The sequence below is a fragment of the Streptomyces sp. AC1-42W genome (genome assembly GCF_003248355.1).
GTDB lineage: Bacteria > Actinomycetota > Actinomycetes > Streptomycetales > Streptomycetaceae > Streptomyces.
Map to the genome: position 1 here is coordinate 734,279 of NZ_QKWY01000002.1, position 25,732 is coordinate 760,010.

A 25,732-nucleotide genomic window follows, 5' to 3' on the forward strand; every position below is an offset into this window, starting at 1 on the left:
GGAAGCGACCAAGGAGGAGACTTGCAGACAAGCGCCACAGGTACGCAGACGACCGCACAGGCCCCGTGGGGGCTGCGCCGTATGGCTCCGTTGCGCAACGGTTCTCCCTCGCCGTGGCGATACGCGGGCATTGACCCGGCCACGCAGACCGGCCGATGGGTCGGGGAGGGCGGAGCGATGACGCCGGCCGAACTCGGCAAGCACGGCACGTCCGTCAACACCTATCCGCCCACACAGGTCGGCAAGGACGGCAGGATGGACGCCGATTCCGGTCACGACGCGACACAGGACTAGGGGGTAGAGCCATGGACGGGCACCCGGTGCTGGTCTGCACGGAGTACGAGGACGCCACCGCTGATCTGGTCATCGCAGAACTGAACCGGCGCCGGGTGCCTGTCCTCCGGTTCGATCCTGGGCGCGACTTCCCGGCACCCGCGGTGCTTGCCGCGCACATGGGGGCGGACGGATGGGGCGGGCGGCTCACGGTCGGGGAGCGTACGGCCGACTTGGCCGCAGTGCGCGCCCTGTACCACCGTCGCCCGAGTCCTTACCCCACGGGGAGCGGCGAGCAGGCGGCCCGGTTCGCCACGCAGGAGAACCGGCGCGGCCTGGGTGGCGTGCTGGGCGCGCTGCCGGGGTGCCTGTACCTGAGCCACCCGCAAGCCATCGCGCGAGCGGAGTACAAGCCCGCGCAGTTGGACGCGGCGACACGGGTCGGGCTCACGGTTCCCGCCACCCTGATCACGAACGACCCGATGGAGGGCAAGGCGTTCTGCGCCGAACGGCCGACCATCTACAAGCCCCTGCACGCCGGGGCGTACGACGTCGAGGGTGAGCCGGCCGGAATCTGGGCGGCCCCGGTCGAGGCGGGCGAGATCGACGGAGCGGTGAGGCACAGCGCGCACCTGTTCCAGGAGCGGGTGCCGAAGGTGGCGGACGTGCGGACGGTCGTCGTCGGCGAGCAGGTGTTCAGCGCGCGCATCACCGCGCCGCCCGGGGTCGTGGACTGGAGAGCCGAATACCGGAGCCTCACCTATGAGCCGGTCGCCTGCCCGGACGGGATACGCGGGGCGCTGGCGAGGTTCCTCGCCGACTTCGGGCTGAACTTCGGCGCCTTCGACTTCTCCGTGACCGCTGACGGCGCATGGTGGTTCCTGGAGTGCAACCCCAACGGCCAGTGGGCGTGGCTCGAAGACGCGGCCGGACTGCCCATCACACACGCAATCGCAGACCTGTTGGAGAACGGAGCGAGTCAGCATGACTGACCCCCTGCCCTCGGAACACCTACGGGCCGACCTGGCGCGGCGCCTGTCCAAGTCCGGCCCGCTGCGCAGCGCGGACTGGGAGGCGGCTGTCATGTCGGTGCCCCGCGAGGCGTTCCTCTCGCGCGGCTGGTTCGAGTACGAGGACGGCGGTTGGTACCGCCCTGTAGCCGGGGACTCCCCGGAAGGACTCGCGCGGGTCTACGAAGACGACAGCCTCGTGACGCAGGTGGCTGGGGGCGTCTTCCCCGACCAGGTCGAGGGGCGCATCGCGGCGGCCCCGTCGTCGTCGTCCACCTTGCCGAGTCTGGTCGTGCGGATGCTCGAAGACCTGCGGGTGACCGAGGGGACGCGCGTCCTTGAGATCGGCACGGGCACGGGCTACTCGACCGCGTTGCTGTGCCATGTCGTGGGCGAGGACAACGTGACCACGGTCGAGGTGGACGCGGAGGTGTCCGCCCGTGCCGGAATGGCCCTGGCGGGCGCCGGATACTCGCCTGCCCGCGTGGTCGGTGACGGCCTGGCGGGCTACAAGGCGGCAAGTCCGTATGACCGCGTGATCGCTACATGCGGCGTGCACACGGTGCCGGCCGAATGGCTGACGCAGACACGGCCCGGCGGTGAGGTCCTGGTCACGGTCGGCGGATGGATGCACGCATCCGAACTCGTACGGCTCACGGTCGCCGACGACGGCACGGCGAGCGGCCCGGTTCTCGGTGGGCAGGTCTCGTTCATGCTGGCCCGTCCCCACCTTCCGCCCCCGCTCGGGATGCTGCCGAACCTCAGCGAGGGCGACGCGGTGTCCGCCGAGCTGGGCGCGGATGCGCTCGACGACTGGGAGGTCCGGTTCGTCGCGCAGTTCGCCGCACCGCGTGCGCAGCGGCTCAGGCTGGAACGGGAGGGCCGGACGGAGCACGTCATCATCGACGTGGACGCCGGGGCATGGGCGGTCCTCTTCCAGAACGGCACGCGGTGGATGGTGCGACAGGGTGGCCCGGCGCGCCTATGGGATCAGATCACCGAACGCATCACGCGGTGGCAGACGGATGGGCGACCGCCGGCCGACCGGATGTGGCTGCACGTCGGTCCCGTCGGACAACGCCTCACCTGGGTGTGACCCGACCTTCGCCGTCGCCCCGGATGCCTGGGCCGCGTTCCTGGGTCACGCGACGGCGGGCTGATTCTGCGCCGTCGAGGCGAACAGGTTCATGCCGAGCGCCCCGGACAGGAAGTGGGCCACGCGCTGGCCGCGTACGCTGTTGCCGGCCTCGTCCAGGCGGGGTGAGAACACCGCGAGGCTGCCCTTGCCGGGGGCGACGGTGATGATGCCCCCGGACACCCCGCTCTTGCCGGGCATGCCGACCTCGTACAGCCAGTCGCCGCTGCGTTCGTACAGGCCGGCCGTGGCGAGCGCGGAGAGGGTGTCGCGGCAGACGCCGGCGTCCACGACCTGCTCGCCGGTGCGCGGGCAGACGCCGCCGTTGGCGAGGGTCGCGCCCATGGTCGCGAGGTCGCGGGTGGAGACGGTCAGCGAGCACTGCCGGGTGTAGAGGTCGGTCGTCGTCACGGGGTCCCCGGCGAGGGCGCCGTAGCTGTCCAGCAGCCGGGCGATGGACTCGTTGCGCTGGTTGGTCGCGGCCTCGGAGGTGTACACCCGGTCGTCCACGAGCAGGTCCCGGCCCGCGAAGCGGGAGAGGCCGCGCCGGACGAAGTCCCAGCGCTCCTGCGGTGTCGCGCCGGGCACCAGCGCGGTCGTGGCCAGGGCCCCCGCGTTGACCATGGGGTTCATCGGGCTGCCGTGGTTCAGCTCGACCGCCAGCACGGAGTTGAACGGCAGGCCCGTGCTGTTGACCCCGATCCGCTGCCGAACCGTCTCGCGCCCCAACTCGTGGTTGACCAGGGCGAACACGAACGGCTTGGACACGGACTGGATCGAGAACATGTGGTCCGCGTCGCCGGCCGTGTAGGTGCTGCCGCCGACATGGGCGACCGCGATGCCGAACAGTTCCGGGTCCGCCTCGGCGAGGACCGGAATGTAGTCGGCGACCCGCCCGCCCCGGTCGCCCTGGAACCGCCGGTGCACCCCGTCCAGCGTCGCCCGTACGGCCTCCGCGGTCGGCAGCCTCCCGGTGGAGACGGCGGCCCGCGCCGTCCCGGGGTCCGCGACGTCCCCGGTGTCATGGATCACCCCGGCCATCCGCCACCTCCTGGTCTCCGAGTGGTGTGCCGCCCGGCGCGCATGGCCGGCGGCACACCTTCCCGTTCGTGCTGTCGCGGGGGCCGGGCGCGGATCAACCGGCTTCGGTCACCGGGAGGCACACCGCGTACACCGTGTACTCGCCGCCGGTGCTCGCCGAGTTGTTGAAGGACACCGTCCAGGTGTCGCCGCTGGACGGGTAGGACTCGTACACCTGAGCCGTGAGGTTGTTGCCGCCCAGCGGAGTCGTCAGACCGCCGCCGGTGATGCTCGTACCGGCGGGGCATGTGGCCGTACCGGTGTTGAGGCCGCTGGTGAGCGGGTACGTCTCCTGAACGATCTCGGTCGGACTCGTCGGCCCGGCGGGTCCAGCGGGTCCAGCGGGTCCAGCAGGACCTTCCGGCCCAGCCGGCCCAGCAGGACCAGGCGGGCCCGGCGGGCCCTGCTCGGGCTTCGGGCAGTCGTGGTGACAGCCACCGTCCGAGGCCACGGGCGCCGCCGACGCCACCGACGTCCCGGCGGCCATCAGCGCCGCCGTCAGAACGGGCACCGCGGCGCACCGCAACAGAAGTGCACGACCTTGCTTCACATCGCCTCCACGATTCGCAGGATGTCTCGATGTCAGCACGCGGGAGTGCTCGCCGCGCGCGATGCGCGACCATGGGAGTTATCCCTTCTCGGGGCACCGCCCGCGTTGTTGCCGGGCGCGGAGGGGCCGCGTCCATACACTCACGCGAGTGCGTCGCGACGAGGAAGACGAGAAACCGGCAGGTCGGGGGAGCGGCGGCGAGGGGCGGGCCGAGGGCGTGGGGCCGTTCACCACGCGGCTCACACTGCGCGGGGCCGACGGCAGCGAGGCCGTGTGGGACTCCCGTACGGTCCGCAGGCGCGGCGCGCTGACGGTACGGGCGGCGGGTGACACCCGGACGGTGGTCCAGCGGGCCGACGCCCCGGGGCTCGCCCGGATGCGGGCGCTCAACTCCGTCGCGGCGGTGGCGTTCACACTCGGCGGGCTGCTCTTCGCCGCCGGGGCCACGCTCGCGATCGACGGGGCACCCGCGAACTCCGTGTCGAGCACGTACTTCGCCGGTGGTCTCCTCTTCAACGCCGGGGGCTACGCCTCACTCCTCCAGGCCGTCAACACCCCGCGCCGGACCGATGGCAACCGGCTCAGGACCGGCGCGTGGCGGTGGTGGAGCTACGAACCGATGCGCATCGACTGGCTCAGCACGTTCCTGCTCTTCGCCGGCACGCTGGTCTTCGGCCTGAACCTGCTGGACTCGTTCCTGCACGGCCTCAGCACCCAGCAGGCGGCCCGACTCGTGTGGGCGCCGGACGTGATCGGCTGCGTGCTGTTCCTCGTCTCCGGCCAGCTCGCCCTTGCCGAGGTCTGCCACGCGCCCACGGGCGTCCGCCCGCACGACCTCGGCTGGTGGATCGTCACCGTCAACATGACCGGCTCGGTGCTGTTCATGATCGCCGCGCTGGCGGACCTGGTCAGCCCCGGCGAGGACGCCCCCGTGAGCATGGCGATCTCCAATGCCGGCACCCTGGCGGGAGCCCTGTGCTTCGCCGTGACCGGCGTACTCCAGTGGTTCGAACGCCCCTGACCGTAGTGAGGCCCTATCGGAGCCGGTCCGAAGGCTGGGCAGGCAGGGTGTCGTGGGCGGCGTCGGCCTGGGCGGGCAGGGAGAGTTGCCAGGTGTAGTCGTCCGGGTCGAAGGCGTGCAGGCGCTTGACGAGTCGGGCCGTCGACCAGGGCCAGCAGAACGTGTTGACGCCGGGGAGGCCGAAGTAGTAGCCGGTGCCGCCGCCGGCGTTGTAGACCGTGCCGGACAGCGCCTCGTGCAGAGCCCGCTGGTAGGCCGCCTCGGTCCCCGGCCTGACGTCCAGGGCGGCGGACGCCCCGCCCGCGCGCAGCCGGCCGAGGGCATCGGTGACGTAGCGGAGCTGGGCTTCGAGGACGGTGGGGACGGCCGTGGTGCCGGTGAGCAGGTTCGGGCCGATGAGCAGGAAGAGGTTGGGGTATCCGCTGACGCTGGTGCCCAGGTAGGCGCGGCGGCTGTCGGCCCAGCTGTCGGCCAACGTGCCCTCGGTGCCGTGCAGATGGGGGGCCAGCGGGATGTCGCCGATGTGGAACCCGGTCGCGAGGACGATGACGTCGGCACGGGTGCGGCTGCCGTCGGCGCCGATGACGTCGGAGCCGTCCACGGCCGTCACCCGGGTGGGACGCAGCCGTACGTTGGGCCGGGTCAGGGCGGCGTAATAGGTGCTGGAGGTGATCAGGCGGCGGGCGCCCAGGCGGTAGTCGGGCGTCAGGGCGCGGCGCAGGGCGCGGTCCCGGACGGAGGTGCGCAGGTGGAGCCGGGCCAGGGTCTCCAGGGGCCGCAGCAGGCTCGGGTGGCGCAGCGGGAACCCGATGCTCTCCTGGGTCCAGTGGTGCAGGCCGCGTAGCGCGCGGCGGGCCGCCGGGTGGCGGGCGAAGTACCGGTGGAGGCCCGGCGGGAGCGGGTAGTCCGGCTTGGGCAGGACCCACTGCGGCGTGCTCTGGAAGACGTCGACATGGGCCGCCCTCGGCTGGATCTCGGGCAGGAACTGGACGGTGGACGCCCCGGTGCCCACCACCGCCACGCGCTGCCCGGCCAGGTCGACCCCGTGGTCCCAGCGGGCGGAGTGGAAGGCGGCGCCGGTGAAGGTGTCGAGGCCGGGGATGTCGGGGATGCGGGGCCGGTGCCAGGGGCCGGTGGCGACGATCACCGCGCGGGCGGCGCAGGTGCCGGACGTGGTCCGCAGCCGCCAGCGGTGCGCCGCCGGCTCCCAGCGGGCCTCCAGCACCTCCGTGTCGTAGCGGATCGCGCCGTCCACGCCGTGCGCCGCCGCGGTGGTGTCGAGGTAGTCGAGGATCTCCGGCCGGCCGACGAATCCCCGGCTCCAGGTGTGCGGCGCGAAGGTGTACTCGTACAGCATCGCCGGTACGTCGCAGCCGCAGCCGGGGTAGGTGTTGTCGCGCCAGGTCCCGCCGAGGCGGGCGGACTTCTCCAGTACGACGACGTCGTCGAAACCGGCCTCGCGCAGCGCGATCACGGCGGCCAGGCCGGAGATCCCGGCCCCGATGACGACGACTTCCGCTTCGTAGTGCTGTCCGATGCTGTCGTCGGCCACCAGTACGCGCCTCCTGTCTGCGTCGCGAGCACCCCGGCGCCACAGCCGAACCGCTCCCGCCCGCTTGCCCGGATTGCCGAGCCTAGGGAGGTTCGCGGTCTCGCACGTGGATACGACGACAGATGGCTCGAAGGAGTGGTATTGCTGGGCTATCGGAATACAGGGGCGGCCTTCTCTGCTTGGATGCCGACCATGGCGAAGAGGGGCGGACAGCCCGAATCCGGGAGAGTCCAGGCCGCCGTCGACGAGCCCGGACGGCGACTGCCGTACCCCAGCGGCTGGTTCTGCCTGGCGCGTTCACGGGAGCTGTCGCCCGGCAAAGTCGTGACCCGCCGTTTCATGGACGAGGACGTCGTCCTCTACCGCACCCGTGACGGCCGCGCCCACGCCGTACGTCCCTACTGCCCCCACCTCGGCGCCCACCTGGGCGCCGGCGGCACGGTCGAGGGCCGGAACCTCGTATGCCCCTTTCACGGCTTCGCCTTCGGCCCGGACGGCACCTGCGTCGGCACGCCGGACGGCCCGCCCCCGCGCGCCCGTCTGAGCCACCACACCATCAGCGAGCGCAACGGCTTCCTCTTCGTCTGGTACGCACCCGGCGGCGCCGCGCCCACCTGGGAGATCCCTGGCATCGCGCGGCCCGGAATCGCCCCGACGGCCGCCTGGAGCACGGAAGTGCGCACCTACCCCCAGGAGATCATCGAGAACACCCTCGACTTCCAGCACCTCCCGGTCCTGCACCACGTCTCCGTGCGGCAGCTCGACCCGCCCACGCCCCAGGGCCCCCTGCTGCGCATGCGGCTGCGCCTCGGGCCGACCAGGCCGGCCGTCCTCGCGCACCGGGTCCGGGCCGACCACACCTTCCTCCTGGCCGGGCTGGGATACCTCTGCGTCGAACTGCCCGTGCCCTCGCTCGGACTCACCAGCTACCTCTGGGCGATGCACACCCCGACCGGGCCCCGGCGCACGCGCATGCTGGTCGCGACGGCCTGCGCGGACCTCCACGGGCGGGCCGCCGACGCGGCGTCGCTCCCGCGGCGCGGCCTGCACCGGGCCTTCGCCCACGCGATGCTGCGCACCGCGGTCGGCAAGGTCCACCAGGACCTGACGATCTGGAACACCAAGCGCTACGAGCCATACCCCCGGCTCGCCCCGAACGACCGTGCCATCGGCCTGTTCCGCCACTGGACCCGCCAGTTCTACCCGGAACCCTGAACGAACCCGGCGCCACGGCCTCCGTGCCCGCCCCTCACAGCCCCGGCGCCCCCCACACCGGGAACCAGCGGGACAGGTCCGGCTCGACGCGGAGGTCGTCGGCCAGCGTGGCGCGGACCTGGAGTTCCAGTTGGTTGTCGCGCCTCTCGGCGGCGCCCGGCACCGGGGCGAAGGGGTAGAACGTGCCGCGTTTGTAGAGGTAGACCAGGGCCAGGGCGCGGCCGGCCGGGTCCTTGAAGGCGACCAGGGAGCAGAGCAGCTGCGGGCCGAAGCCGGCTTCCTGGAGGAGCGTGTTGACGGCGTGCAGGTCGTTGACCAGGGCGGCGCTGTCCTCGGCCGGCCGGCGGGCCAGCAGCCAGGTGTAGCCGTACGAGTCCTGGCTGAACTCCACCGGGATGCCCCCGCGCCCCGTATCCGCGTCGAGGAGTTCGCGTACGTCCTGCCGGATGCGGGCGAAGGCGGAGCCCTCCACGCCCGCGAAGCACACCGAGCCCCGGCCGGTCGGGGCGAAGCCCGTCGCGGCCCGCAGGGTCAGCGCGGCGGACGGGACGGCGAAGAGCTGGTCCAGATCCGGGCGGACCGGCTTGCTGCGGCCCAGGATCGTGTCGAGCAGGCCCACGGGGACTCCTTGAGAGGGAAACGGGCGCCCTCACGGGCGGGACAGGTCGGCCGAGATACGGGCCAGCTGGTCCAGACGCTGTTCCAGCGTCGGATGCGTGGAGAGCAGCCGGCCGATGCTCTCCTTCGACGCGAAGGCCGGAACGAAGTAGAACGCGTTGTACGGCTCCGCCTTCCGCAGGTCCTCCGTCGGAATCCGGGCCATCTGGCCGCTCACCTTCGTCAGCGCGGACGCGAGGGCGGAGGGGCGGCCCGTCAGCAGGGCGGCGGTCCGGTCCGCGGACAGCTCGCGGTAGCGCGACAGCAGCCGGGTCAGCAGAAGGCTCAGCGCGTAGACGACCGCGCTGACCAGCGGGATCAGCATGAGGATGATGCCCGAGGGATCGTTGCTCCGGTTGCTCCGGGCGAAGCCGCCCCACAGCGCGACGCGGGTGATGATTCCGGCCAGGACGCCCAGGAACGAGGCGATCGTCATCACCGCCACATCCCGGTGCGCGACATGCGACATCTCGTGCGCGAGGACCCCCTCCAGCTCCTCCGGCTCCAGTCTGCGCAGCAGCCCCGTGGTCGCGCACACGAGCGAGGACCTCTCGCTCCGGCCGGTCGCGAACGCGTTCGGCACATCGCTCTCCGCGACCGCCACACGCGGTTTCGGCATATCGGCAAGAGCGCAGATCCGGTCGATCGCGCCGTGCAGTTCGGGCGCCTCGGCGGGGGACACCTCCCGCGCGCCCATGCTGAACGCCGCGATCCGGTCGCTGAACCAGAACTGGGCGACGAACATGCCGCCGACCAGAACCAGGATCAGCGGCCAGGACCCTCGCAGCACGGCCAGCAGCACCCCGACCAGGACCACGTACAGCAGCCCGATCAGAAACATGGTGGTCACCATGCGGGTGGTCAGTCCCCGGTCGGTGGCGTACCGGCTACGCGTACGGCTCATCGGGCGCCCTCCAGTCCTCGCCGCCCCCGGTCTGTCCGGTCTGTCCCGCCCGTCTTCCATGGTGCGCCTCACCGGCCGAAAACGACGGAAACCGGATGGGTGGGGAGATGTGGCCGAAGAGCGTCTGGTCCCGATAGGTGCCTGGGGCATCTAGTGAGGGTGATCGGCAGGACCACCCCCCTCGCTGCGAGGTCCGCATGACACAGATCCAGTCCGAGATCCAGTCCGAGACGATTCCCTTCCCGCAGGACCGCACCTGTCCGTACGAGCCGCCCGCCGGATACCCCAGGGCCGGCCGGGACCGGGGCCCCGTGACCCGGGTCCGGCTCTACGACGGCCGTACGGTCTGGCTGGTGACCGGGCACGCCGAGGCGCGCGCCCTGCTCGCCGACCCCCGGCTCTCGTCCGACCGCGCACACCCCGCGTTCCCGCTCTTCGCGCCCCGGCTGGCCGCGGTCAGACAGCGGCGCGTCGAACTGCTCGGCGTGGACGACCCGGAGCACAACGCGCAGCGCCGCAAGCTCATCCCGAGCTTCACCGTCCGCCGGACGGCGGCCCTGCGCCCGCGCATCGAGCAGATCGTGGACGGGCTGCTGGACGCGATGGTCGCGCAGGGCCCGCCCGCCGAGCTGGTCGGCGGCTTCGCCCTGCCGGTGCCGTCCATGGTCATCTGCGAGCTGCTCGGGGTGCCGTACGAGGACCACGACTTCTTCGAGGACCGCTCGCGCAGGCTGCTCCGGGGCCCCGGACCGGACGACGTGGTCGCGGCCCGGGAGGACCTGGACGCGTACTTCCGCGAGCTGATCGACGTCAAGCGGCGGCGGAAGCCGGAGCCCGGCGGGCAGGGCGCGCCGGGCGGGCCCGGCGACGGGCTGCTGGACGAGCTGATCGCCGGGCAGCTGGAGGCCGGGACGATGGACGGCGGGGAGCTGGTCCGGCTGGCCGAGATCCTGCTCGTGGCCGGTCACGAGACCACCGCGAACATGATCGCGCTCGGTACGTACACACTGCTGCGGCACCCGGACCAGCTGGCCCGGTTCACGGCGGGCGACGCCGACGCGGTGCCGGCCGCCGTGGAGGAGCTGCTGCGCTTCCTGTCCATCGCGGACGGGCTCTCGCGGCTGGCCGTCGAGGACATCGAGATCGGCGGGGAGACGGTCCGGGCGGGGGAGGGCGTGCTGCTGTCCACCTCGGTGATCAACCGGGACGCGTCCGTCTTCCCGGAGCCGGACGTGCTGGACCTCGGGCGCGGCGGGCGCAACCACGTGGCGTTCGGGTTCGGCGTCCACCAGTGCCTGGGCCAGAACCTGGCCCGCGCCGAACTGGAGATCGCGCTGCCGGCCCTCTTCCGCCGCCTGCCGGGGCTGCGGCTCGCGGTGGAGCCGCAGGAGGTCCGGGCCAAGCCGGGGGACACGGTGCAGGGGTTGCTGGAACTGCCGGTGACCTGGTGAGGAGGGGAGGACGATGAAGATCGCCATCGACAAGGACCTGTGCATCGGCGCCGGGCAGTGCGCGCTGGCCGCGCCGAAGGTGTTCACCCAGGACGACGACGGCCTGAGCGAACTCCTCCCCGACGCGGAACCGGGCCCGATGGTCGCGGAGGCGGCCCGCGCCTGCCCGGTGGGGGCGATCAGGATGGAGTAGGGCACCGGGAGACAGGACCTGGGGGCGCGGGGTCGCCGCGCGTGGCCCGCAGGGGTTCGCTACTTCGTCGGCTTTCTGCCGGTGATGCCGAGGTGCACCAACAGGGCGAGGTTCGGCTTGAGTTCGGCCTGCTTGACGCCCCAGGCGGTGAACCCCTTCTGGTGCGAGGCGACGCCGGCCAGCATGACGACCAGCGAGCCGGCCATCGCGGCGGCGCTGACGTCCTTGTCGACCTTGCCCTTCGCCTGGAGTTCCTTCACGGACTCCGTGAGGGAACCGGTGACGGAGTTGAGGATCTTCATGCGGATCTTGTTGAACCGCTTGTCGCCCTCGGCCGCGCCGAGATCGACCACGCGCAGAATCGCGTCGTTCCGCCGCCAGAAGTCGAGGAATCCCTCGACGAGTTGTTCGGCGGTCTGCCATCCCGACTTGCCGACCCAGGAACGCCCGGCGACAAGTTCCGTCAGCCCGGAGCCCTCCTTCGCCATCTCTTCGGCGATTTCGAGGACAGCGCCCTCGACGTCCGGGAAATACTGGTAGAAGGTAGCCGGTGAAGTCCCCGCCTTACGGGCGACGTCGATGACTTTGACGTCCCGGTACGGCGAGGAGCTGAGCATCTCGCTGAGGCAGTCGAGCAGCTTCTGCCGCGTCGCCTGGCCGCGCCGACCGGCCACGCGGCCGTCGACGGTGCGTACTTGTCCTGTCATGCCGTCAGCTTACCGACGGGTGAACGGAGCGCGATTTGGCGAGAGCAAATGGGGAATGCGGCCCGCTCGGGGGCCATTTCGCGGCGGTGCCAAGACCTTTTTTCCGGTTCCTCCTTCTCGCTCATTTCGATCGCGTTCCACCACCCCGCGAACACGGTGTGACGAGTATTGTGAACAGCCTGTGGATAACTTCGGTGGGTAACTTTCGAACGCGCGTTTGCCCGGCCGGGTGGCGCCCGGAGCGCGCGCCGTGCGCCGCGCCGTTACGTTGGGTGGAGCGGGGGACGACGGAAGGATTCGGGCCCATGGCCGCGTTCGCACACTCCGCACCGTGCTGGGTGGATGCGCAGCTCCCCGACCTGGAGGCGGGCAAGCGCTTCTACGGCGAGCTGTTCGGCTGGACCTTCCGGCCCGCCGAGGGCCGGCGCGCCGACGCCCTCAGCGACGGCAGGCTCGTCGCCGCGCTGGCCGCCAAGAAGGACGGCCGGATGCCCACCGCCTGGGGCGTCTACTTCGCCACCGACGACATCGAGGCGTCGGTCGCCCGTATCCGCGCGGCCGGCGGCCAGGTGATCACCGAACCCGTCCCGGCCGGCCGCTACGGGGTCCTCGCCCAGGCGGCCGATCCGGGCGGCGCCGTCTTCGGCCTCTGGCAGGCCGGGGAGCGCGCGGGCTTCCAGAAGCAGAACGAACCCGGCTCCTTCTGCTGGACCGAGGTCCACACCCGGAACAAGGACCGCGTCGACCCCTTCTACGAGGAGGTCTTCGGCTTCCGGGGCGCCGACGTGGACGACTCGCCCCTGGACGTCCCCGACACCGACGAGCACCGCGTGGACTTCCGTACCTGGTCCCCGCCCGGCACCGAACCCGGGCCCGAGACGGCGGTCGGCGGGCGCGGCGTCATCACGGACGCGTTCCCGGCCGAGTTGCCCAGCCACTTCCTGAGCTACTTCAACGTCACGGACTGCGACGAGACCGCCCGTACCGTCCAGCGCCTGGGCGGCCGGGTCACCGAACCGCCGCTCGACATCCCGTACGGGCGGATGGCCGTCCTCCAGGACGACCAGGGTGCCGAATTCGCCGTACTTCAGGAACCTGTGTCCTGATACGGGGAGAGTGGTACGGGACACCCCGATCCGCCCCCGAGTTCGCAACCGGGGGCCCGGCCAGGAACAATCGGGGTGCGCACCGCCGGGGGGCGCTCGGTGATGAGACGCTGCACGCGGCGGGATTTTCGCGGACCTCCGTGCCCGGAGGCCCGTACGGGGAGGTGGCAAGTAGTGGAGCAGCTGACGCAGCACGACCCGAGGCGGATCGGCCCCTTCGAGGTGCTGGGACGACTCGGGGCCGGCGGCATGGGGCTGGTCTATCTGGCCCGTTCGGCCTCGGGCCGGCGGGTGGCGATCAAGACCGTGCGTACGGAGCTGGCCGAGGACCAGCTGTTCCGGGTGCGCTTCACCCGTGAGGTGGAGGCGGCCCGCGCCGTGAGCGGCTTCTACACCGCCGCCGTCGTGGACGCCGATCCGCGCGCCGCCGTGCCCTGGCTCGCCACCGCGTACGTGCCCGCCCCTTCGCTCGAAGAGATCGTGAACGAGTGCGGGCCGATGCCCGCCCAGGCGGTGCGCTGGCTGGCGGCCGGCATCGCCGAGGCCCTTCAGTCCATCCACGGGGCGCAGCTCGTCCACCGCGACATGAAGCCGTCCAACGTGCTCGTGGTCGAGGACGGCCCCCGGGTCATCGACTTCGGCATCGCGTCCGGCGTCTCCAACACCCGGCTCACCATGACCAACGTGGCCGTCGGCACGCCCGCGTACATGTCGCCCGAGCAGGCGCGGGACTCGCGGAGCGTGACCGGGTCCAGCGACATCTTCTCGCTCGGCTCGACGCTGGTGTTCGCCGCGACCGGCCACGCGCCGTACCGGGGCGCCAACCCGGTCGAGACGGTGTTCATGCTGCTGCGCGAGGGCCCCGACCTCACCGGCCTGCCGGAGGAGCTGCGGCCGCTGATCGAGTCCTGCATGCAGATGGACGCCTCGCTGCGGCCCACCCCGGCCGACCTCCAGGCGCAGCTCGCCCCGCACCTCTTCGCCTCCGGCGGGGGTGACGACGGCGGTACGGCGTCGGCCTGGCTGCCGGCCGCCGCGACCGCGCTGATCGAACAGCGCCGGGGCGGCGGCCGTACCGTCCCGCCGCCCGCCCCGCCGCGCCCGGCCGACCCCGCCCCCGTACGCCCCGCCGACCCCGGCCCGACCGCCCCCCACCGGGCGCCCGACGCCGACTGGGACGGCCCCTGGCACAGCTCCGCGCCCACCCGTCCGCCGGCCCCGCCCGCCCCCGTGCCCGACGCCGGGGGGCCGGTGCGGCTGACCGGCGTCCAGGTGCCGATCGGGCCGGGACCCCGCGCCCAGGACGTCCGCGCGTCGGCGGTCGCCGCCGGTGCCGGGCCCGCGACCGGCTGGGTGCGCCCGCCCGCCGGGGCGAGCGAGGGCTCGCACATCGCGCCGGCCGCCCCCGTGCCCGCCCCGGCCCACGCCCCCGACGCCGGGCCGTCCGGCCCCGCGCGCTGGCGGCCCTGGCGGTTCCGCATGTCCAACGACGTGTGGGGCACGCCCGTCGTCGTCGGCGACCTGCTCTACGTCACGTCCTTCGAGGTCCACGCGCTGGACACCGGCAACGGGCGGCGCCAGTTCAAGACCCGTGACGTCGCCTGGGCGATGGCCGTCGAGGGCGGCCGCATCCACGCATCGGACGGCCCCTCGCTCTACGCCCTGGACGCCGCCACGGGCGCCGAGCGCTGGCGGACCGCCGCCGACGCCTGGGTGTACGCGCTCAAGGCCGACCGGGGCACGGTCCTCACCGCCACCCGCGGCGGCGGGGTCCAGGCGTGGGAGGCGGCGACCGGCGAGAAGCTGTGGGACCTCACGGGCGCGCAGACGGACTTCGAGACGCCCGAGGGCGGGCCCGTCATCCACGAGGGCACGGTGTACGTCTGGCAGGACGCCCGGCTCAAGGCCCTCGACGCCCGCACCGGCGCCGAGCGCTGGACGTACCCCATCGGCGACGCGGCCTCCTGCGGGGGCGTTCCGGTCCGGGTGACCCCGGCGCCGGACGGCTATGTGTACGTCGCCGCCGGGACCCGGGTCCTCGCCGTGGACATCGGCTCCGGGCACGTCCGCTGGCACTTCGAGTGCCCGGCGGTCTTCCTCTCGCCGCCCGCCTTCGCGCCCGGCCCGGCCGTCACCGGCGGCGGGGTCTACCTCGCGGACTACCTCGGTACGGTGTACGCGCTCGACGCCGCGACCGGCAAGGACCGCTGGCGGATCGCCACGGAGGCCCGGCAGTCCGCCGAGCCGGTCCTCGTCGCCGCGGGCAACGTCCATGTCGGCAGCGGCAGCGCGCTGTACACCCTGGACGCCGTCACCGGCACCCCGAAGTGGCGGTTCGCCGCGGGTGGCGAGGTCGTCGGCGCCCCGGTCGTCGCGGACGGCCGCGTGCACTTCGGGTCGGCGGACCACGTGCTGTACACCCTCGACGCGACGGGCGGTCAGCTCCGCTGGAAGCTGGCCACGGGCGGCGAGATCACGGGCACGCCCGTGGCGCGCAACGGCGTCGTGTACGCGTGCAGCAAGGACCGCTGCGTGTACGCGCTGGACGCGCAGAAGGGCACGGGGACGGGCGCGCGGGCCCACGCGTAGCCCGTACGCGCGGGCCGCGCCTCACGCGCCGGGCGGCCCGGCCCCGTCGTCGTCGGGCCGGCGCGGGGCGCCCGGCCGAGGACCGGTGTACGTGTCGTCGCCCTCCGGCTCCGGCCACGGGCTCGTCTGCACGGACGGGCCCGGCTCCCGCGTCGGCGGCCAGGTGTCCGGCGTACCGGCCCCCGGCGCGTCGTAAGGCCGCCACCGGGCCCCGGACCGCCCCGACATCACCGCGGCCCCGGCCAGGATCAGCAGCCCGCCGCCCCCGGCGAGCGCCACGCCCGGCCCGAGCCCGGAGCCGTCGCCCGTGACCGCCAGGCTGTCGGTCGTCTGGAAGACGCGGACCATCCACAGCACCGTGAACCCGAGCACCACCACGCCCCCCAGGGCGACGAGCGAGCGCGAGCGCAGGGCCACCCCGACCGCGGTCACCGCCGCCGCGCACAGCAACGGCAGCCAGAGCGAACCGAAGAGCCCGCCGGGACGCGCACCGGTCGCACCGGTTCCGTCGAAGAGGTCGCCCAGCCGGTAGTGCCGCCCGAGGCGGCCGTCGTACCAGTCACGGAAGGGGCTCAGCACGGCGGCCGCCGCTCCGGCGAGAGCGAGGACCGCACCGAGGACATTGCGGATCATTTCCGTACCTCCGGGACCTCCGGGTGCGTATCGGCGCTCTCGCTCCGACGCTACGCCGCGCGTGTGACGGCCGCCACCAGACGGAGACGAGACCGTGACAGGGCCATGACCGGGCTGCCGGAGCCGCGCGCCATGCTGTGCGCTACGGTGCCGTGTCGCCCGGCCGCAGGGCCGGCAACACACCGAAACGGAAGAGAAGCGGACAAACGGGGGTTCGATGAGACGGCAGCACGTGAAGCTGACGGTGGTCCTGGTCGCGGTGGTACTCGCGCTGACCGGCTTCTCCAGCGGCAGCCACGGAGGAAAGGGCAAGAGCAAGAGCAGGTCGAGCCACGGCGGGGGCGGCGGCGGATGCTCCAACTCCAAGAAGAGCAACGGCACGTACCACGACACGGACTCGGACACCGACTACGGCTCGTCGAGCGGCTCCTCGGGCTCCACGTACGCCGACCCCACGCCCACCGCGACGGACGCGCCGAAGGTGTACGTGTTCCGCTGCGCGCAGCCGGCGAAGGGCAAGCGCAAGGCGTACACGGCCTCCACGGTCCGGCTGACGGCGGTCACCGCCGGGACGCACACCTACGAGGTCGACGTGTCCTTCCTGGACGCCATGGGCAACCTGGTCGACACGGGTGAGGCGACCGTGGAGGCGGACGGCGGCGAGACGAAGACGGTCTCGGTACGCATGGACAGCCCGCGCACGGTGGCCCGCGTGAAGAAGTGCAAGGTCACGGCGGAACTCAGCTACTGACCCGGAACACACAACGGCCGCGACGGCTCCCCCTCCGCGCCGCCGCGGCCGTTCCCCCCGTACCCCCGTCGATGTGCGGCTTAGTTGGCCGGCTCGCTCGTCGCGTGCGTGTCGAGCGGCTTTATCTCGCCACCGGTGGCGTGGATGTCCAGCGGCTCGACGGTGGCGTGCGTGTCCTGCGTCGTCAGATCCGCGTCCCCGCCGGTGGCGTGGGTGTCCGCGGGCTTGAAGATCGGGTCGGTCTTCTTCTTGTCACCCATGTGGCATCTCCGTTGTGGCTGGCGTTGTTGCGTGGAGGGGCCCGTCCGGCTGTTCCCCCGTGGACTGCCGGATGGGCCCCTGTCAGGGCCGCTCACCTTAGTGGTCTGGCCACTGGTCGTCCCGCCTGCCCCCCGACGCGACGGATCGACAGGCATGAGCTTGCCGTCCGGTGATAAACGAACGATGAACGCGAGGGTGGGCGGGAACCGAGTTCTTTCCGGCCGACCGCCGACCGGGGTTCACGCGGGAGCGAGACCGGGCGCCGTGCGCCGGCCGTGGTGGCGCCGGAGGGCGGTGAGGGCGGCGTAGTAGCCGCACATGCCGTGTACGGAGGGGCCGGGCGGCGTGGAGGCCGAACAGAGGTAGACGCCGGGGAGGGGAGTGGCGTAGGGGTTGGGCCGCAGGGCCGGCCGGGCGAGGACTTGGCGCAGGGTGAGGGCGCCGCCGCCGATGTCGCCACCGATGTAGTTGGGGTTGTAGGCGGCGTACCGGGTGGCCGGGATGCCTCGGGAGGCGAGGATGGTGTCGGTGAAGCCGGGGGCGTGTTCCTCGATGCGCCGGCGGATGAGGTCGACGGGGTCGCGGGAGTCGCCGTGGGGGACGTGCGCGTAGGCCCAGACGGGTCGCTTGCCCGCTGCGGCGCGGGTGGGGTCGGTGACCGCGGGGTCGACGACCAGGATGAACGGGGTGTCCGCAGGGTGACCGGCGGCAGTGGTGTTCTCGGCGCGGTGGATGTCGTAACGGGTGCCGCCGAGGTGGACGGTGCCGGCCTGCCCCGGCAGCGAGTGGGTCCAGGGGATGGGGCCGGAGACCAGGAAGTCGGCCTTGGCGGCGCCGGGGCCGTGCCGGAAGCGGGCCAGGGCGCGGGCGTAGCGGGTCGGCAGCCGGGGTCCGGCCAGGTCGATCAGGCCGGTGGGGCTCGTGTCGAGCATGATCAGGGGGATACCGGAGAGTTCGGCGAGGTCCCGGACCCGGTGACCGGTGTGGAAAGTACCGCCGTGCGCGGTGATGTCGGCGGCCAGGGCTTCGGCGATGCGTACGCTGCCGCCTTCGGGCAGGGGCCAGCCTGTGCTGTGAGCGGTGTGCCCGAGCAGCATCGCGACGGCTGCTGAAGCCAGTGAGGGGAGTCGTCCGACGGCGTGCGCGGCGACTCCCGCGAACAGGGCCCGGGCTTCGGGCGTGGTGAAGGGCGAGCGGCGTCGTGCGTGGGCGATGACGCGCGGGGCCAGCAGAGCCGGTGCGGCGGGCCCCGGGGGGAGGGCGCGTTGGTTGGAGAGGAGCAGGCCGGACACTTCCCGGGTGCGGGCGACGAGCGGGGCCATGAGCCGGGTCCAGTGAGGCCCATCGGGTCCGAGATGCTCGGCGGTGCGGGCGAGGCTGCGCCAGGCGGCGGTGGCGTGTCCGGCGGGCAGGGGATGCGCGTAGGGGATGTCGGGTTGCAGGAGACGCACGCCGCGCCGGGGCAGATCGAAGGCGCGGAAGAACGGGGAGGCGGCGGCCATGGGGTGGATCGCGGAGCAGATGTCGTGCACGACGTCGCTGTCGAACAGAGAGGTGGTCCGCAGGCCGCCGCCGATGGTGTCGGCCTGTTCGAAGAGGGCGACCTTCAGGCCGGCTCGGGCGAGGGTGACGGCGGCGGCCAGCCCGTTGGGGCCGGTACCGACGACGGCGGCGTCAGTCATGAGGCGTGCCCGCGGGAATGAGCTGCTGGCCGGCCAGACGCCGGTAGGTGTCGTCCGCCTCCATGAGTTGGGTGTGCGTCCCCTCTGCTCGCAGTCGCCCGTTCTCGACGACCAGGATGCGGTCGGCCTCCAGGGTGGTGGTGATGCGGTGCGCGATGGCCAGGACCTGGCAGCGGGTGCCGATGGCGGTGATGGCCCGGCGCAGTGCCGTCTCGGAGTCGGCGTCCAGGTTCGAGGTGGGCTCGTCGAGGAGCAGTACGTCGGGTCGGGCGAGCAGGGCGCGCGCGATGGCCAGCCGCTGGCGTTGTCCGCCGGACAGGCCGATGCCGCCTTCGCCGAGTGCGGTCTGCAGACCTTGGGGGAGACCGGCGACGACATCGGTCAGGTGAGCCGCGGCGAGTGCGTCGCGGATCTCGGAGTCGGAGGCGTCGGGGTGGGCGTAGGTGAGGTTCTCGCGAACCGTGCCGCGCATGAGCGGGGCGTCCTGTTCGACGAGCCCGATGCGGGAGCGCAGGTTCTCCAGCGGCAGGGTGGTGATGTCCACGCCATGGACGCGTATGACGCCCTGGTCGGGGTGCTGGAAGCGTTCGAGGAGTTGGAAGAGCGTCGTCTTTCCCGATCCGGACGGCCCCACGATGGCGGTCAGCCCGGTGGGCGGCAGTGCGAAGGAGACGTCCGACAGGGCCGGGGGGCTCTGTGCGGGGTAGGCGAAGGTGACGGCGTCGAACTCGACGGCCGGTGTGTTCTTCCCCGGAGCCGGCCGGGCCTCGTGGCGTCCGGAGGGTTCCTGGTCGATGGTGGCCAGGTCCTCGATCCGGTCGATGGCGGCGCGTCCTTGCTGGTACTCGCCCATGGCCATGAACAGCATGACCAGAGGAGATACCAGATAAAACAGGTACATGATGAACGCGGTGAGGTCCGCGATCATCATGTCGCCGGTGGCGGTGCGGGCCATTCCCCAGGCGATCACGACCGCGAGGGAGACTTGGGTGCCGACGTTCATGACGGGCATGAGCATGGCAGAGAGCCGGGTGACCCGGATTCCGCTCGTTCGAGCCGCGTCGGCCAGGCCGCGCAGGTGGTCGGCTTCACGCTGTTCGGCACGGGAGGCCTTGACGGTCGTCAGCGCACCGAGTACGCGCAGCATTCCGGAACCGTAGCGGCTGGTGTCCTCCCGGTTTGCCACGGCCGCGGCGCGGACGGCGCGAGCCAGGGTGAGGGCGGCGGCCGAGGCGATTCCCAGGCACACCGCGGTGGCCAGCAGCATCCGCCAGTCGAGCCAGGCCATCACTGCGATGCAGCCGATGGTAGTGAACCCCGCAGTGACCATTTGCGCGACGGACGAGGACAGCGCGACGCGGGCCAACGAGGTGTCGGAGATGGTGCGGGTGAAGACGTCCCCGTGTTCGCGCTGGTGGAACGCCCGCAGCTGCGCGTGCAGCAGCCGTCCGGTGAGCGTCGTGCGCAGGTCGAAGACGATGTTCTCGCCGGCCCGGCCGATCAGGTAGGCGTGGCCGGCGGCGAGTACGGCGTCGGCGGCGAACAGTGTGGCGATCAGCACGATGGGGCCGGTCAGGGCGTCGTCCGCGGAGACCGCTTCGATCAGATCGCCAATGAGCAGCGGCTGCAGGAGGGTGGCTGCCGTGCCCAGGAGGCCGAGCAGGGCACCGAGGACGAGCAGCAGTCGCTGACGGCCGACGACGGCGCGGAGGTTCATGCCGGCTTGGTGTACGTCGCGATGAACATCGGATACTGCTCCAGGTAGGGGGCCAGGTCCCAGCCGCTGTAGTGGTTCTCGGGGACGAGACCGGCGGTGACGGCGTAGGTGTCGACTTCGTCCGGCGTCGTCAGGCGGGACAGTTCTGTGCCCACCCGCGTCGTCCCGTCGGCCTCGTACCAGACGTGGGAGCACTGCCACAGGTCCGAGCCGGGCGGCAGTGTGGAATGGGTCTGCAGGCCGGTGCCCGGCTCCGGATAGGGCGTGAACAGCGTGGTGCGGGCCAGGCCTTCGTGAAGGCTGTCCACTGCGGGCCGGTTGCCCGTCTCGATCACCAGACGCCCGCCCGGGATGAGGAGCTGGGCCGCCCGGCTGACCGCCGCCTGCTGGTCCTCGGCGGTGAGAAGCATCGACAGGGTGCCGCACACCGCGTAGACGAGGCCGTAGCGGCGGTCGTCGGTATAGGTGCGGATGTCTCCGTGGATTCCGGTGACCCGGGCACCGCCGGGTTCTTCGGCCAGCCGACCGAGCATCTCGGGGGAGGAATCGACCCCTGTGACCGTGCCTGTCCTGCGGGCCAGGGGGACGGCGATGCGGCCGGTGCCCACGCCGAATTCCAGGGTGCCGGATTCCGGGTCGGGGTGGAACCGCCCGAGCACGTCCGCGAGGGCAGCGGCCTCGGTCCCCTTGGGGAAGATGCGGTCGTACCAGGAGGCGAACTGGCGGCCGTAGCCGATGTCGTCGACGGTGTTGCTCATGGTGCGGGAATGGTCCTAACCGGCCGGTGCGGCCATGGGAGCGGGAATCCGGACGAACCGTGTCCTCGGCGATCCGACGGGCTCAGGCGGGCCAGTAGCCGCTGGCGGTCTGCATGACGGAGCGGAGTCGGCTCACACGGCCGTCCTCGGCGAACTGTCCGAAGGCGAAGACCTCCAGGTCCCCGACTCCGCGCGGCCCTTGGGCCGGTGCCATCGTGTAGCGCGCGGCGAAGCGGAGGCCCTGGCTCACCGAGGAGTGGAACGAAAGGTCGTAGGCGGTGCCCTTCCTCCGGCTCTCCGCAAGCGCCTGCAGGACATCCTGGCGCCGCATGGCCGTGCCGTTGATGTACTGGACCGTGTTCGGTGCGTGGTACTGGTCGTACGACTCCTCCAGCGGGGCACTCGGATCGCTGGACAGACGCGCGAAGTCGGTCAGGTAGACGGCCGCGTCGACCTCTCGCGGTGCGGCGCCGGCGTTCGCGGGGCGGCCGTCATCCTCCGGGGTGTCGTCGCCGGGCTGTCCCCACCCGTAGGTCATCCGGGCAGTGGAGACCGTGGAGGCGATCCGTCCGTCGTCGCCGATGTCGGCGAAGATCGCGACTTCGGTGTTGTAACGGACCTGCAGCAACAGCGTCCGGCTCACGGTGTACCGCGCTGCGGCGCGGCGGCCGTCCGCGACGACCTCGTGGACCTGCAGTTCGTACGGGGACCGGTCGGCGCGCCAGTCGGCCAGGTGGTTCAGGCTCGCCGCACGGTCGCGGTGCCGTCGGTTGACGGTGTGGTCGGAGTCCGGCAGGTGGTAGCGGTCCCAGACGTCTTCCAGCGACGTCCGGTGGTCCAGTGATTCCTCGGTGTAGGAGCGGAGGTACGCGGCGAAGTCGTCAGCGGGCGTGGGGGGAACGGGCACGGTGTTCTCCAATGTCTTGCCGGGCAGGGGGAGTACGGCCGGCGGCCGAGGGGCGGGACCCGGAGTCCCGCCCCTGTGTCAGGCGGCCGACAGATGAGGCCGGTTGTCCGGCTCCATGAGGGTGTACGGGGAGACGAAGAGGGTCTCGGGGGCTTCGGATGCGTCGTGGCCGGACGCGCGCACCACTCCGAACTGGAAGCCCCGCACCAGGGTCGGTTCAGGTTGGGATTCCCGGATCGTCCGGCGGATGAACTCCGCCAGTACCCGGTAGGAGGAGTTCTCCTGGACCGAGGAGATCCCCCACCGCGCCACGTGCTGGAGGATGGCGGTGCACAGGTCGAACACCGCCTTCTCGGGACGGCGGGTCGCGAACCAGAACGCCTGGTGCCACCTGCGCGGCTCGATCATCTCGATCTCGTGCCACTGGCTCGTCCTGCCCTCGGCGTCGAGGGTCCGGTACACGTAGTGGAAGTCGTGCACCGCGGGGTTGGGGGCGAAAAACTTCCAGTTCGGCACCTGGGAGAAGACATCCCTGGCGATGGCCCGGCCGAACGCCGGGTGGGGGTGCTGCGCAGCCACGGTGGTCACCAGCATGGCCGCGCCGGCCAGCCGGGCCAGGGCGCCGGGACCGGTGAAGACGTCCCGGACCAGCATCGCTGCCCTCACGACACGGTTCCCTTCTGCGGGGCAGGCGCGGGTCCTTCGGTCCGCGCCACCGGTCCGGCCAGGAATTCCGCCATCATCTCCGCCGCCTGGTGTGCGAAGCGGGCATCGGTCAGCAGGGAATCGTGATCCGCGCCTTCGACGACCCGCACACCGGTGTCGTCCACATCGCGGTGGACCTTGACGAGCTCGTCGTACATCAGGAGCTGCTCGGGCTCCTGGTCCACCGTGTGCTGGGCGGCGATGACCAGGCCCGGAACGGAGATCGGGTCGAGGTCTCCGTCGAAGGAGCGGAACTCCTCCTCCACTGCCCGCCATTCACGTCTTGCCGCCTTCCACAGGCGGGCATCGGTGTACTGCGCGAAGACCTTCTCCCGGTAGCGTGGAGGCAGCGAGTCCACCCACTTCGGCCGGCTCATCAGCATGCCGGTACCGCACCGCAGGTAACGGGTGGCGTGGGTGATCGTGCTTCCCAGGTCCGCGGCGCCGGCGTTCTGCCTCTGGGAGCGCCGCAGCTCGGCGGGGTGGGCGGGATCGAGGTAGACCAGCCCGGCGATGCGGTCCGGCAGCCGGGCCGCGACCTGTCGGACCAGCTCACCACCCAGCGAGTGGCCGACCAGAACCGCCTTGCGGTGCGCGGGGATCACCTGCCGGACCAGGTCCTCGAGGTCGTCCACCGACTCCCGCAGCGAGTAGGGCGCCGTGCGGCGCCGGTGGCTGCCCGCGTATCCGGCGCGGGCGTAGGCCACCACCGCGTACTCGGAGCCGTGCACGAACTTCTCGGTGATCCAGGCGAAGTGCTCCGAGGTCGAGGACAGGCCGGCGCAGAACACGAGGACCGGCGCATCGGTGTCCTCTCGTCCACCCGTCTCGTACTGGAGTTCATTGCCGTGCCGGGTGGTGATCGACCGTGAGGTGGGCCACCCCTCCAGCACTGCCGAGCGGCGCTGCGCGGCCAGGGCCGCGCCGACCGCGACCCCTGCGGCCAGGACAAGCCCCGCGGCCTTGACCGCACGGTCGTCACGGCCCACGACGGCAGGGTGCGATGCCGGAGCGGAGGTGTAGGCGACCATGGGATGCATGGATGTGAATGCCGTGAGAAACCGGCCGAGGCCCATCACGAAGGCGTTGGCCGTGTGGAATCCCGCGGCCCCCGCCAGGAACGGACGCGTCAGCCGCCCGCCTCCGACGTACACCAGGGGGAAAAGGCATTCCAGCGCCAGCACGCCGTGCTGCACGGCCTTGGCCGACCGGGGGTACTTCTGGGTCAGCCGGAAGGCCCCCTCGAAGCCGTAGGTGCGGGTGCGCATGACGCCCGGCAGGGCGGCACCGCTACGCCATTTTTCGCCGATGAGCTTTACCCAGCCGGAGGCCGCGTACGACAGGCTCGCCTGTAGCGCGACGTACCAGAGCAGCGCGTCCTGCGTTTGAGGCCGGGAGGAAAGCCGGGCCGCTCCCGTTGCCGTCTGCACCAGAGTGGCGACCTGGTCGGACCCATCGGTTCCGTACCGGTGGCGGGCCTGCAGCAGAGAAGTGGTCCCACTCAGAAAGAGACTGCCCGCACCTCGCCACCGGCTTTGTCCGGGTAAGAGAAGGCCGACACTGACTGCCGCGCGCACCGCGTGAAGGGCAATGGTTGTCCTGCGGCCACTGATGAGATCTGCGAATTTACGGACCGCTATGTTGCTGGATTCTGGAGTCTCCCGCATGATCTCCCAGTCGTTGAGGCCGCCGGGCTCCAGTTGCCTCCGCTGGTGCACGTACTCAAGAGAAGAGGAAAGCGTGGTGAGTGCGGTGAGCCTCTCCGATATCCCCATGGCCCTGTTGCGGCTGATCGGGACGGGGGAAAACACTACAGAAGCGAGTTTCTTGAATGTTCTCAAAATCAAGCCTCTCGACACGACAAGGGTGTGAGGTAAAGTCGAGAGGCGGTCGGGCCGCGATTGAGGCGCGGCCCGACCGCCTTATGTGCCTCGCAACGCATTTCAGCCGGGGGCTCGTGGCCCCGGACTCGCCGCGAGGGCCTCGTTCACCCGCAGGTGGCGGCTACTTCCCGGCACCGGCCGCACGGCCGGCCTCGTAGGCGGCCACCGACGCGGCGCCGGCCGCGAGGCCGCCCGCCGCGTAGGGAGTGGTCACCAGGATCGCCGGAGTGAAGGTCACCGGCATCATCGGCTTGAGGCTGATACCGGCGTCGCCGGTCAGCGTCGGCGTCGTGACGGTGCGCACGCTCTCAATGATTCGATTCATCTCAGTCTCCCTCGTCTGTGGGTTACGAACCGAGGTCGTCTCGGCCTCAGTTGACGACCCGGCCGGCCACGTAGGCGCCCACCGGAATGGTGAAGGCCACGATTCCGGCGGTGATCTTCACCGTGACCGGAACGGCCACGGCCGGGGTGGCCATGACCGGCACACCGTCGGTGTTGGTCAGCCCCTGCTCGATCGGCCCGAGCTGCTGCGTGTTCATGAAATCGGCGATTTTTGCCATGATTCCCATCCTTGAGTCCTGGTACGCCGGGAGGTGGTGGAACCGAAATGTAAAACGGTCGCTTCGGAGAGAATTTATGGCAGCACAAATGTGGTGCCGTGGATTCTCTCCCTGTTGCGCGTGGCGCAGAATCTATGCACCACCGACTTTCGGAACCTCTGGCTGCCGACGATCTCGGTCAACGTTTCGCCTTGCGCTTTCCAGCTTACGTTCCAATGCCTGATCTAGACCAACACTTTACCCACGTGATGCGCGTCACACTTGCTGTGGTGTTGAGTGTCCGGGGAATCGAACGCTTTATCCCATTGTCTTTCTGGCCAAAATGCAACCTTGGCGAGATTCGATCGGGCCGCCGTTTTCGCAGGTGGTGGTGGCGTGTTGGCGCAAATGAAGCGATCCGCTCCGGAGTCGAATGGCGGGATTCAGATC

The 25,732-nt window shown here is 71.4% G+C and carries 26 protein-coding genes; 10 read left to right on the forward strand and 16 right to left on the reverse strand.

Annotated features, from left to right (window positions below; translation table 11 throughout):
- Positions 1–21 precede the first annotated feature (21 nt).
- Genes tgmA through tgmC form a run of 3 tightly spaced genes read left to right on the forward strand, consistent with a single transcriptional unit; the run spans position 22 to position 2,379 of the window.
- Positions 22–294, forward strand: coding sequence for a putative ATP-grasp-modified RiPP (gene tgmA / locus DNK56_RS21230; protein ID WP_274543559.1), 273 nt, complete (start codon positions 22–24; stop codon positions 292–294).
- 11 nt (positions 295–305) lie between these two features.
- Positions 306–1,265, forward strand: a complete 960-nt coding sequence (gene tgmB, locus DNK56_RS21235) for an ATP-grasp ribosomal peptide maturase (RefSeq protein ID WP_111337096.1) — start codon at positions 306–308, stop codon at positions 1,263–1,265.
- Positions 1,258–2,379: an ATP-grasp peptide maturase system methyltransferase gene (gene tgmC, locus DNK56_RS21240; protein WP_111337098.1), complete on the forward strand. Its 1,122-nt coding sequence runs from the start codon at positions 1,258–1,260 to the stop codon at positions 2,377–2,379. Before tgmB ends, tgmC begins: the two co-directional genes overlap by 8 nt.
- 45 nt (positions 2,380–2,424) lie before the next feature.
- Here tgmC and glsA read toward each other — a convergent pair whose 3' ends face one another.
- Both glsA and DNK56_RS35505 read right to left on the reverse strand, forming a co-directional pair.
- Positions 2,425–3,459, reverse strand: coding sequence for a glutaminase A (gene glsA, locus DNK56_RS21245; RefSeq protein WP_111337100.1), 1,035 nt, complete (start codon positions 3,457–3,459; stop codon positions 2,425–2,427).
- A gap of 94 nt (positions 3,460–3,553) precedes the next feature.
- The gene (locus DNK56_RS35505) at positions 3,554–4,009 is read right to left on the reverse strand and encodes a hypothetical protein (RefSeq protein ID WP_199563659.1); all 456 of its coding nucleotides are present in this window, start codon (positions 4,007–4,009) and stop codon (positions 3,554–3,556) included.
- Between the two features lie 187 nt (positions 4,010–4,196).
- Here DNK56_RS35505 and DNK56_RS21255 point away from each other — a divergent pair, with 187 nt between their 5' ends.
- Positions 4,197–5,069, forward strand: coding sequence for a hypothetical protein (locus DNK56_RS21255; RefSeq protein WP_111337103.1), 873 nt, complete (start codon positions 4,197–4,199; stop codon positions 5,067–5,069).
- A gap of 13 nt (positions 5,070–5,082) precedes the next feature.
- On the opposite strand, the gene DNK56_RS21260 is transcribed toward DNK56_RS21255, so the two are convergent.
- The gene (locus DNK56_RS21260; RefSeq protein ID WP_241990044.1) at positions 5,083–6,621 is read right to left on the reverse strand and encodes a flavin-containing monooxygenase; all 1,539 of its coding nucleotides are present in this window, start codon (positions 6,619–6,621) and stop codon (positions 5,083–5,085) included.
- A 192-nt stretch (positions 6,622–6,813) separates the two neighbouring features.
- Between DNK56_RS21260 and DNK56_RS21265 the strand changes: the two genes are divergently transcribed.
- Positions 6,814–7,836, forward strand: coding sequence for an aromatic ring-hydroxylating oxygenase subunit alpha (locus DNK56_RS21265; protein ID WP_158558491.1), 1,023 nt, complete (start codon positions 6,814–6,816; stop codon positions 7,834–7,836).
- 34 nt (positions 7,837–7,870) lie between these two features.
- On the opposite strand, the gene pspAB is transcribed toward DNK56_RS21265, so the two are convergent.
- Positions 7,871–8,455, reverse strand: coding sequence for a PspA-associated protein PspAB (gene pspAB, locus DNK56_RS21270; protein WP_111337108.1), 585 nt, complete (start codon positions 8,453–8,455; stop codon positions 7,871–7,873).
- 30 nt (positions 8,456–8,485) lie between these two features.
- A complete protein-coding gene (gene htpX, locus DNK56_RS21275; RefSeq protein ID WP_111337110.1) occupies positions 8,486–9,397 on the reverse strand; it encodes a zinc metalloprotease HtpX in 912 nt (303 codons plus the stop codon).
- Between the two features lie 197 nt (positions 9,398–9,594).
- Here htpX and DNK56_RS21280 point away from each other — a divergent pair, with 197 nt between their 5' ends.
- The gene (locus DNK56_RS21280; protein WP_111337112.1) at positions 9,595–10,848 is read left to right on the forward strand and encodes a cytochrome P450; all 1,254 of its coding nucleotides are present in this window, start codon (positions 9,595–9,597) and stop codon (positions 10,846–10,848) included.
- A 13-nt stretch (positions 10,849–10,861) separates the two neighbouring features.
- Positions 10,862–11,041 carry a ferredoxin gene (locus DNK56_RS21285; RefSeq protein WP_111337114.1) on the forward strand — a complete coding sequence of 60 codons (180 nt, stop codon included), beginning with the start codon at positions 10,862–10,864 and terminating at the stop codon, positions 11,039–11,041.
- 59 nt (positions 11,042–11,100) lie between these two features.
- Here the strand turns inward: DNK56_RS21285 and DNK56_RS21290 are convergent, their stop codons facing one another.
- Positions 11,101–11,748 carry a TetR family transcriptional regulator gene (locus DNK56_RS21290; RefSeq protein ID WP_111337116.1) on the reverse strand — a complete coding sequence of 216 codons (648 nt, stop codon included), beginning with the start codon at positions 11,746–11,748 and terminating at the stop codon, positions 11,101–11,103.
- A 305-nt stretch (positions 11,749–12,053) separates the two neighbouring features.
- Here DNK56_RS21290 and DNK56_RS21295 point away from each other — a divergent pair, with 305 nt between their 5' ends.
- The gene (locus DNK56_RS21295; protein WP_111337119.1) at positions 12,054–12,854 is read left to right on the forward strand and encodes a VOC family protein; all 801 of its coding nucleotides are present in this window, start codon (positions 12,054–12,056) and stop codon (positions 12,852–12,854) included.
- A 174-nt stretch (positions 12,855–13,028) separates the two neighbouring features.
- Positions 13,029–15,443: an outer membrane protein assembly factor BamB family protein gene (locus DNK56_RS21300; protein ID WP_111337121.1), complete on the forward strand. Its 2,415-nt coding sequence runs from the start codon at positions 13,029–13,031 to the stop codon at positions 15,441–15,443.
- Between the two features lie 21 nt (positions 15,444–15,464).
- Here DNK56_RS21300 and DNK56_RS21305 read toward each other — a convergent pair whose 3' ends face one another.
- Complete coding sequence (locus tag DNK56_RS21305) at positions 15,465–16,076, reverse strand: hypothetical protein (RefSeq protein WP_111337123.1); 612 nt, start codon at positions 16,074–16,076, stop codon at positions 15,465–15,467.
- Positions 16,077–16,293: 217 nt separating this feature from the next.
- On the opposite strand from DNK56_RS21305, the gene DNK56_RS21310 reads away from it, so the two are divergent.
- Positions 16,294–16,827, forward strand: a complete 534-nt coding sequence (locus DNK56_RS21310; RefSeq protein WP_111337125.1) for a hypothetical protein — start codon at positions 16,294–16,296, stop codon at positions 16,825–16,827.
- 80 nt (positions 16,828–16,907) lie between these two features.
- On the opposite strand, the gene DNK56_RS21315 is transcribed toward DNK56_RS21310, so the two are convergent.
- From DNK56_RS21315 to DNK56_RS21355, 9 genes are all read right to left on the reverse strand, one after another.
- Entirely contained in the window at positions 16,908–17,087 is a 180-nt protein-coding gene (locus DNK56_RS21315) for a hypothetical protein (RefSeq protein WP_111337127.1), read from the reverse strand.
- A gap of 240 nt (positions 17,088–17,327) precedes the next feature.
- A complete protein-coding gene (locus DNK56_RS21320) occupies positions 17,328–18,770 on the reverse strand; it encodes a phytoene desaturase family protein (protein WP_111337129.1) in 1,443 nt (480 codons plus the stop codon).
- A complete protein-coding gene (locus DNK56_RS21325) occupies positions 18,763–20,487 on the reverse strand; it encodes an ABC transporter ATP-binding protein (protein WP_111337131.1) in 1,725 nt (574 codons plus the stop codon). The genes DNK56_RS21320 and DNK56_RS21325 overlap by 8 nt, the downstream gene beginning before the upstream one ends.
- The gene (locus DNK56_RS21330; RefSeq protein WP_111337133.1) at positions 20,484–21,245 is read right to left on the reverse strand and encodes a class I SAM-dependent methyltransferase; all 762 of its coding nucleotides are present in this window, start codon (positions 21,243–21,245) and stop codon (positions 20,484–20,486) included. Before DNK56_RS21330 ends, DNK56_RS21325 begins: the two co-directional genes overlap by 4 nt.
- 82 nt (positions 21,246–21,327) lie before the next feature.
- Positions 21,328–22,152 carry a hypothetical protein gene (locus tag DNK56_RS21335; protein WP_111337135.1) on the reverse strand — a complete coding sequence of 275 codons (825 nt, stop codon included), beginning with the start codon at positions 22,150–22,152 and terminating at the stop codon, positions 21,328–21,330.
- A 78-nt stretch (positions 22,153–22,230) separates the two neighbouring features.
- Positions 22,231–22,818: a hypothetical protein gene (locus DNK56_RS21340; protein ID WP_241990045.1), complete on the reverse strand. Its 588-nt coding sequence runs from the start codon at positions 22,816–22,818 to the stop codon at positions 22,231–22,233.
- On the reverse strand, positions 22,815–24,287 hold the full coding sequence (locus DNK56_RS21345) for an alpha/beta fold hydrolase (protein WP_241990046.1): 1,473 nt from the start codon (positions 24,285–24,287) through the stop codon (positions 22,815–22,817). The genes DNK56_RS21340 and DNK56_RS21345 overlap by 4 nt, the downstream gene beginning before the upstream one ends.
- Before the next feature lie 574 nt (positions 24,288–24,861).
- Positions 24,862–25,065 carry a hypothetical protein gene (locus DNK56_RS21350; RefSeq protein ID WP_111415608.1) on the reverse strand — a complete coding sequence of 68 codons (204 nt, stop codon included), beginning with the start codon at positions 25,063–25,065 and terminating at the stop codon, positions 24,862–24,864.
- Between the two features lie 46 nt (positions 25,066–25,111).
- Positions 25,112–25,303: a hypothetical protein gene (locus DNK56_RS21355; protein ID WP_111337141.1), complete on the reverse strand. Its 192-nt coding sequence runs from the start codon at positions 25,301–25,303 to the stop codon at positions 25,112–25,114.
- Positions 25,304–25,732 lie beyond the last annotated feature (429 nt).

Coding starts and splice junctions, on each gene's coding strand:
- DNK56_RS21285 (WP_111337114.1), top strand. CDS start 10,862: ATGAAGATCGCCATCGACAAGGACCTGTGCATCGGCGCCGGGCAGTGC.
- DNK56_RS21265 (WP_158558491.1), top strand. CDS start 6,814: ATGGCGAAGAGGGGCGGACAGCCCGAATCCGGGAGAGTCCAGGCCGCC.
- DNK56_RS21295 (WP_111337119.1), top strand. CDS start 12,054: ATGGCCGCGTTCGCACACTCCGCACCGTGCTGGGTGGATGCGCAGCTC.
- DNK56_RS21315 (WP_111337127.1), bottom strand. CDS start 17,087: ATGGGTGACAAGAAGAAGACCGACCCGATCTTCAAGCCCGCGGACACC.
- DNK56_RS21280 (WP_111337112.1), top strand. CDS start 9,595: ATGACACAGATCCAGTCCGAGATCCAGTCCGAGACGATTCCCTTCCCG.
- DNK56_RS21290 (WP_111337116.1), bottom strand. CDS start 11,748: ATGACAGGACAAGTACGCACCGTCGACGGCCGCGTGGCCGGTCGGCGC.
- DNK56_RS21325 (WP_111337131.1), bottom strand. CDS start 20,487: ATGAACCTCCGCGCCGTCGTCGGCCGTCAGCGACTGCTGCTCGTCCTC.
- DNK56_RS21330 (WP_111337133.1), bottom strand. CDS start 21,245: ATGAGCAACACCGTCGACGACATCGGCTACGGCCGCCAGTTCGCCTCC.
- DNK56_RS21350 (WP_111415608.1), bottom strand. CDS start 25,065: ATGAATCGAATCATTGAGAGCGTGCGCACCGTCACGACGCCGACGCTG.
- DNK56_RS21305 (WP_111337123.1), bottom strand. CDS start 16,076: ATGATCCGCAATGTCCTCGGTGCGGTCCTCGCTCTCGCCGGAGCGGCG.
- tgmC (WP_111337098.1), top strand. CDS start 1,258: ATGACTGACCCCCTGCCCTCGGAACACCTACGGGCCGACCTGGCGCGG.
- htpX (WP_111337110.1), bottom strand. CDS start 9,397: ATGAGCCGTACGCGTAGCCGGTACGCCACCGACCGGGGACTGACCACC.
- DNK56_RS21355 (WP_111337141.1), bottom strand. CDS start 25,303: ATGGCAAAAATCGCCGATTTCATGAACACGCAGCAGCTCGGGCCGATC.
- DNK56_RS21320 (WP_111337129.1), bottom strand. CDS start 18,770: ATGACTGACGCCGCCGTCGTCGGTACCGGCCCCAACGGGCTGGCCGCC.
- DNK56_RS21310 (WP_111337125.1), top strand. CDS start 16,294: ATGAGACGGCAGCACGTGAAGCTGACGGTGGTCCTGGTCGCGGTGGTA.
- glsA (WP_111337100.1), bottom strand. CDS start 3,459: ATGGCCGGGGTGATCCATGACACCGGGGACGTCGCGGACCCCGGGACG.
- tgmB (WP_111337096.1), top strand. CDS start 306: ATGGACGGGCACCCGGTGCTGGTCTGCACGGAGTACGAGGACGCCACC.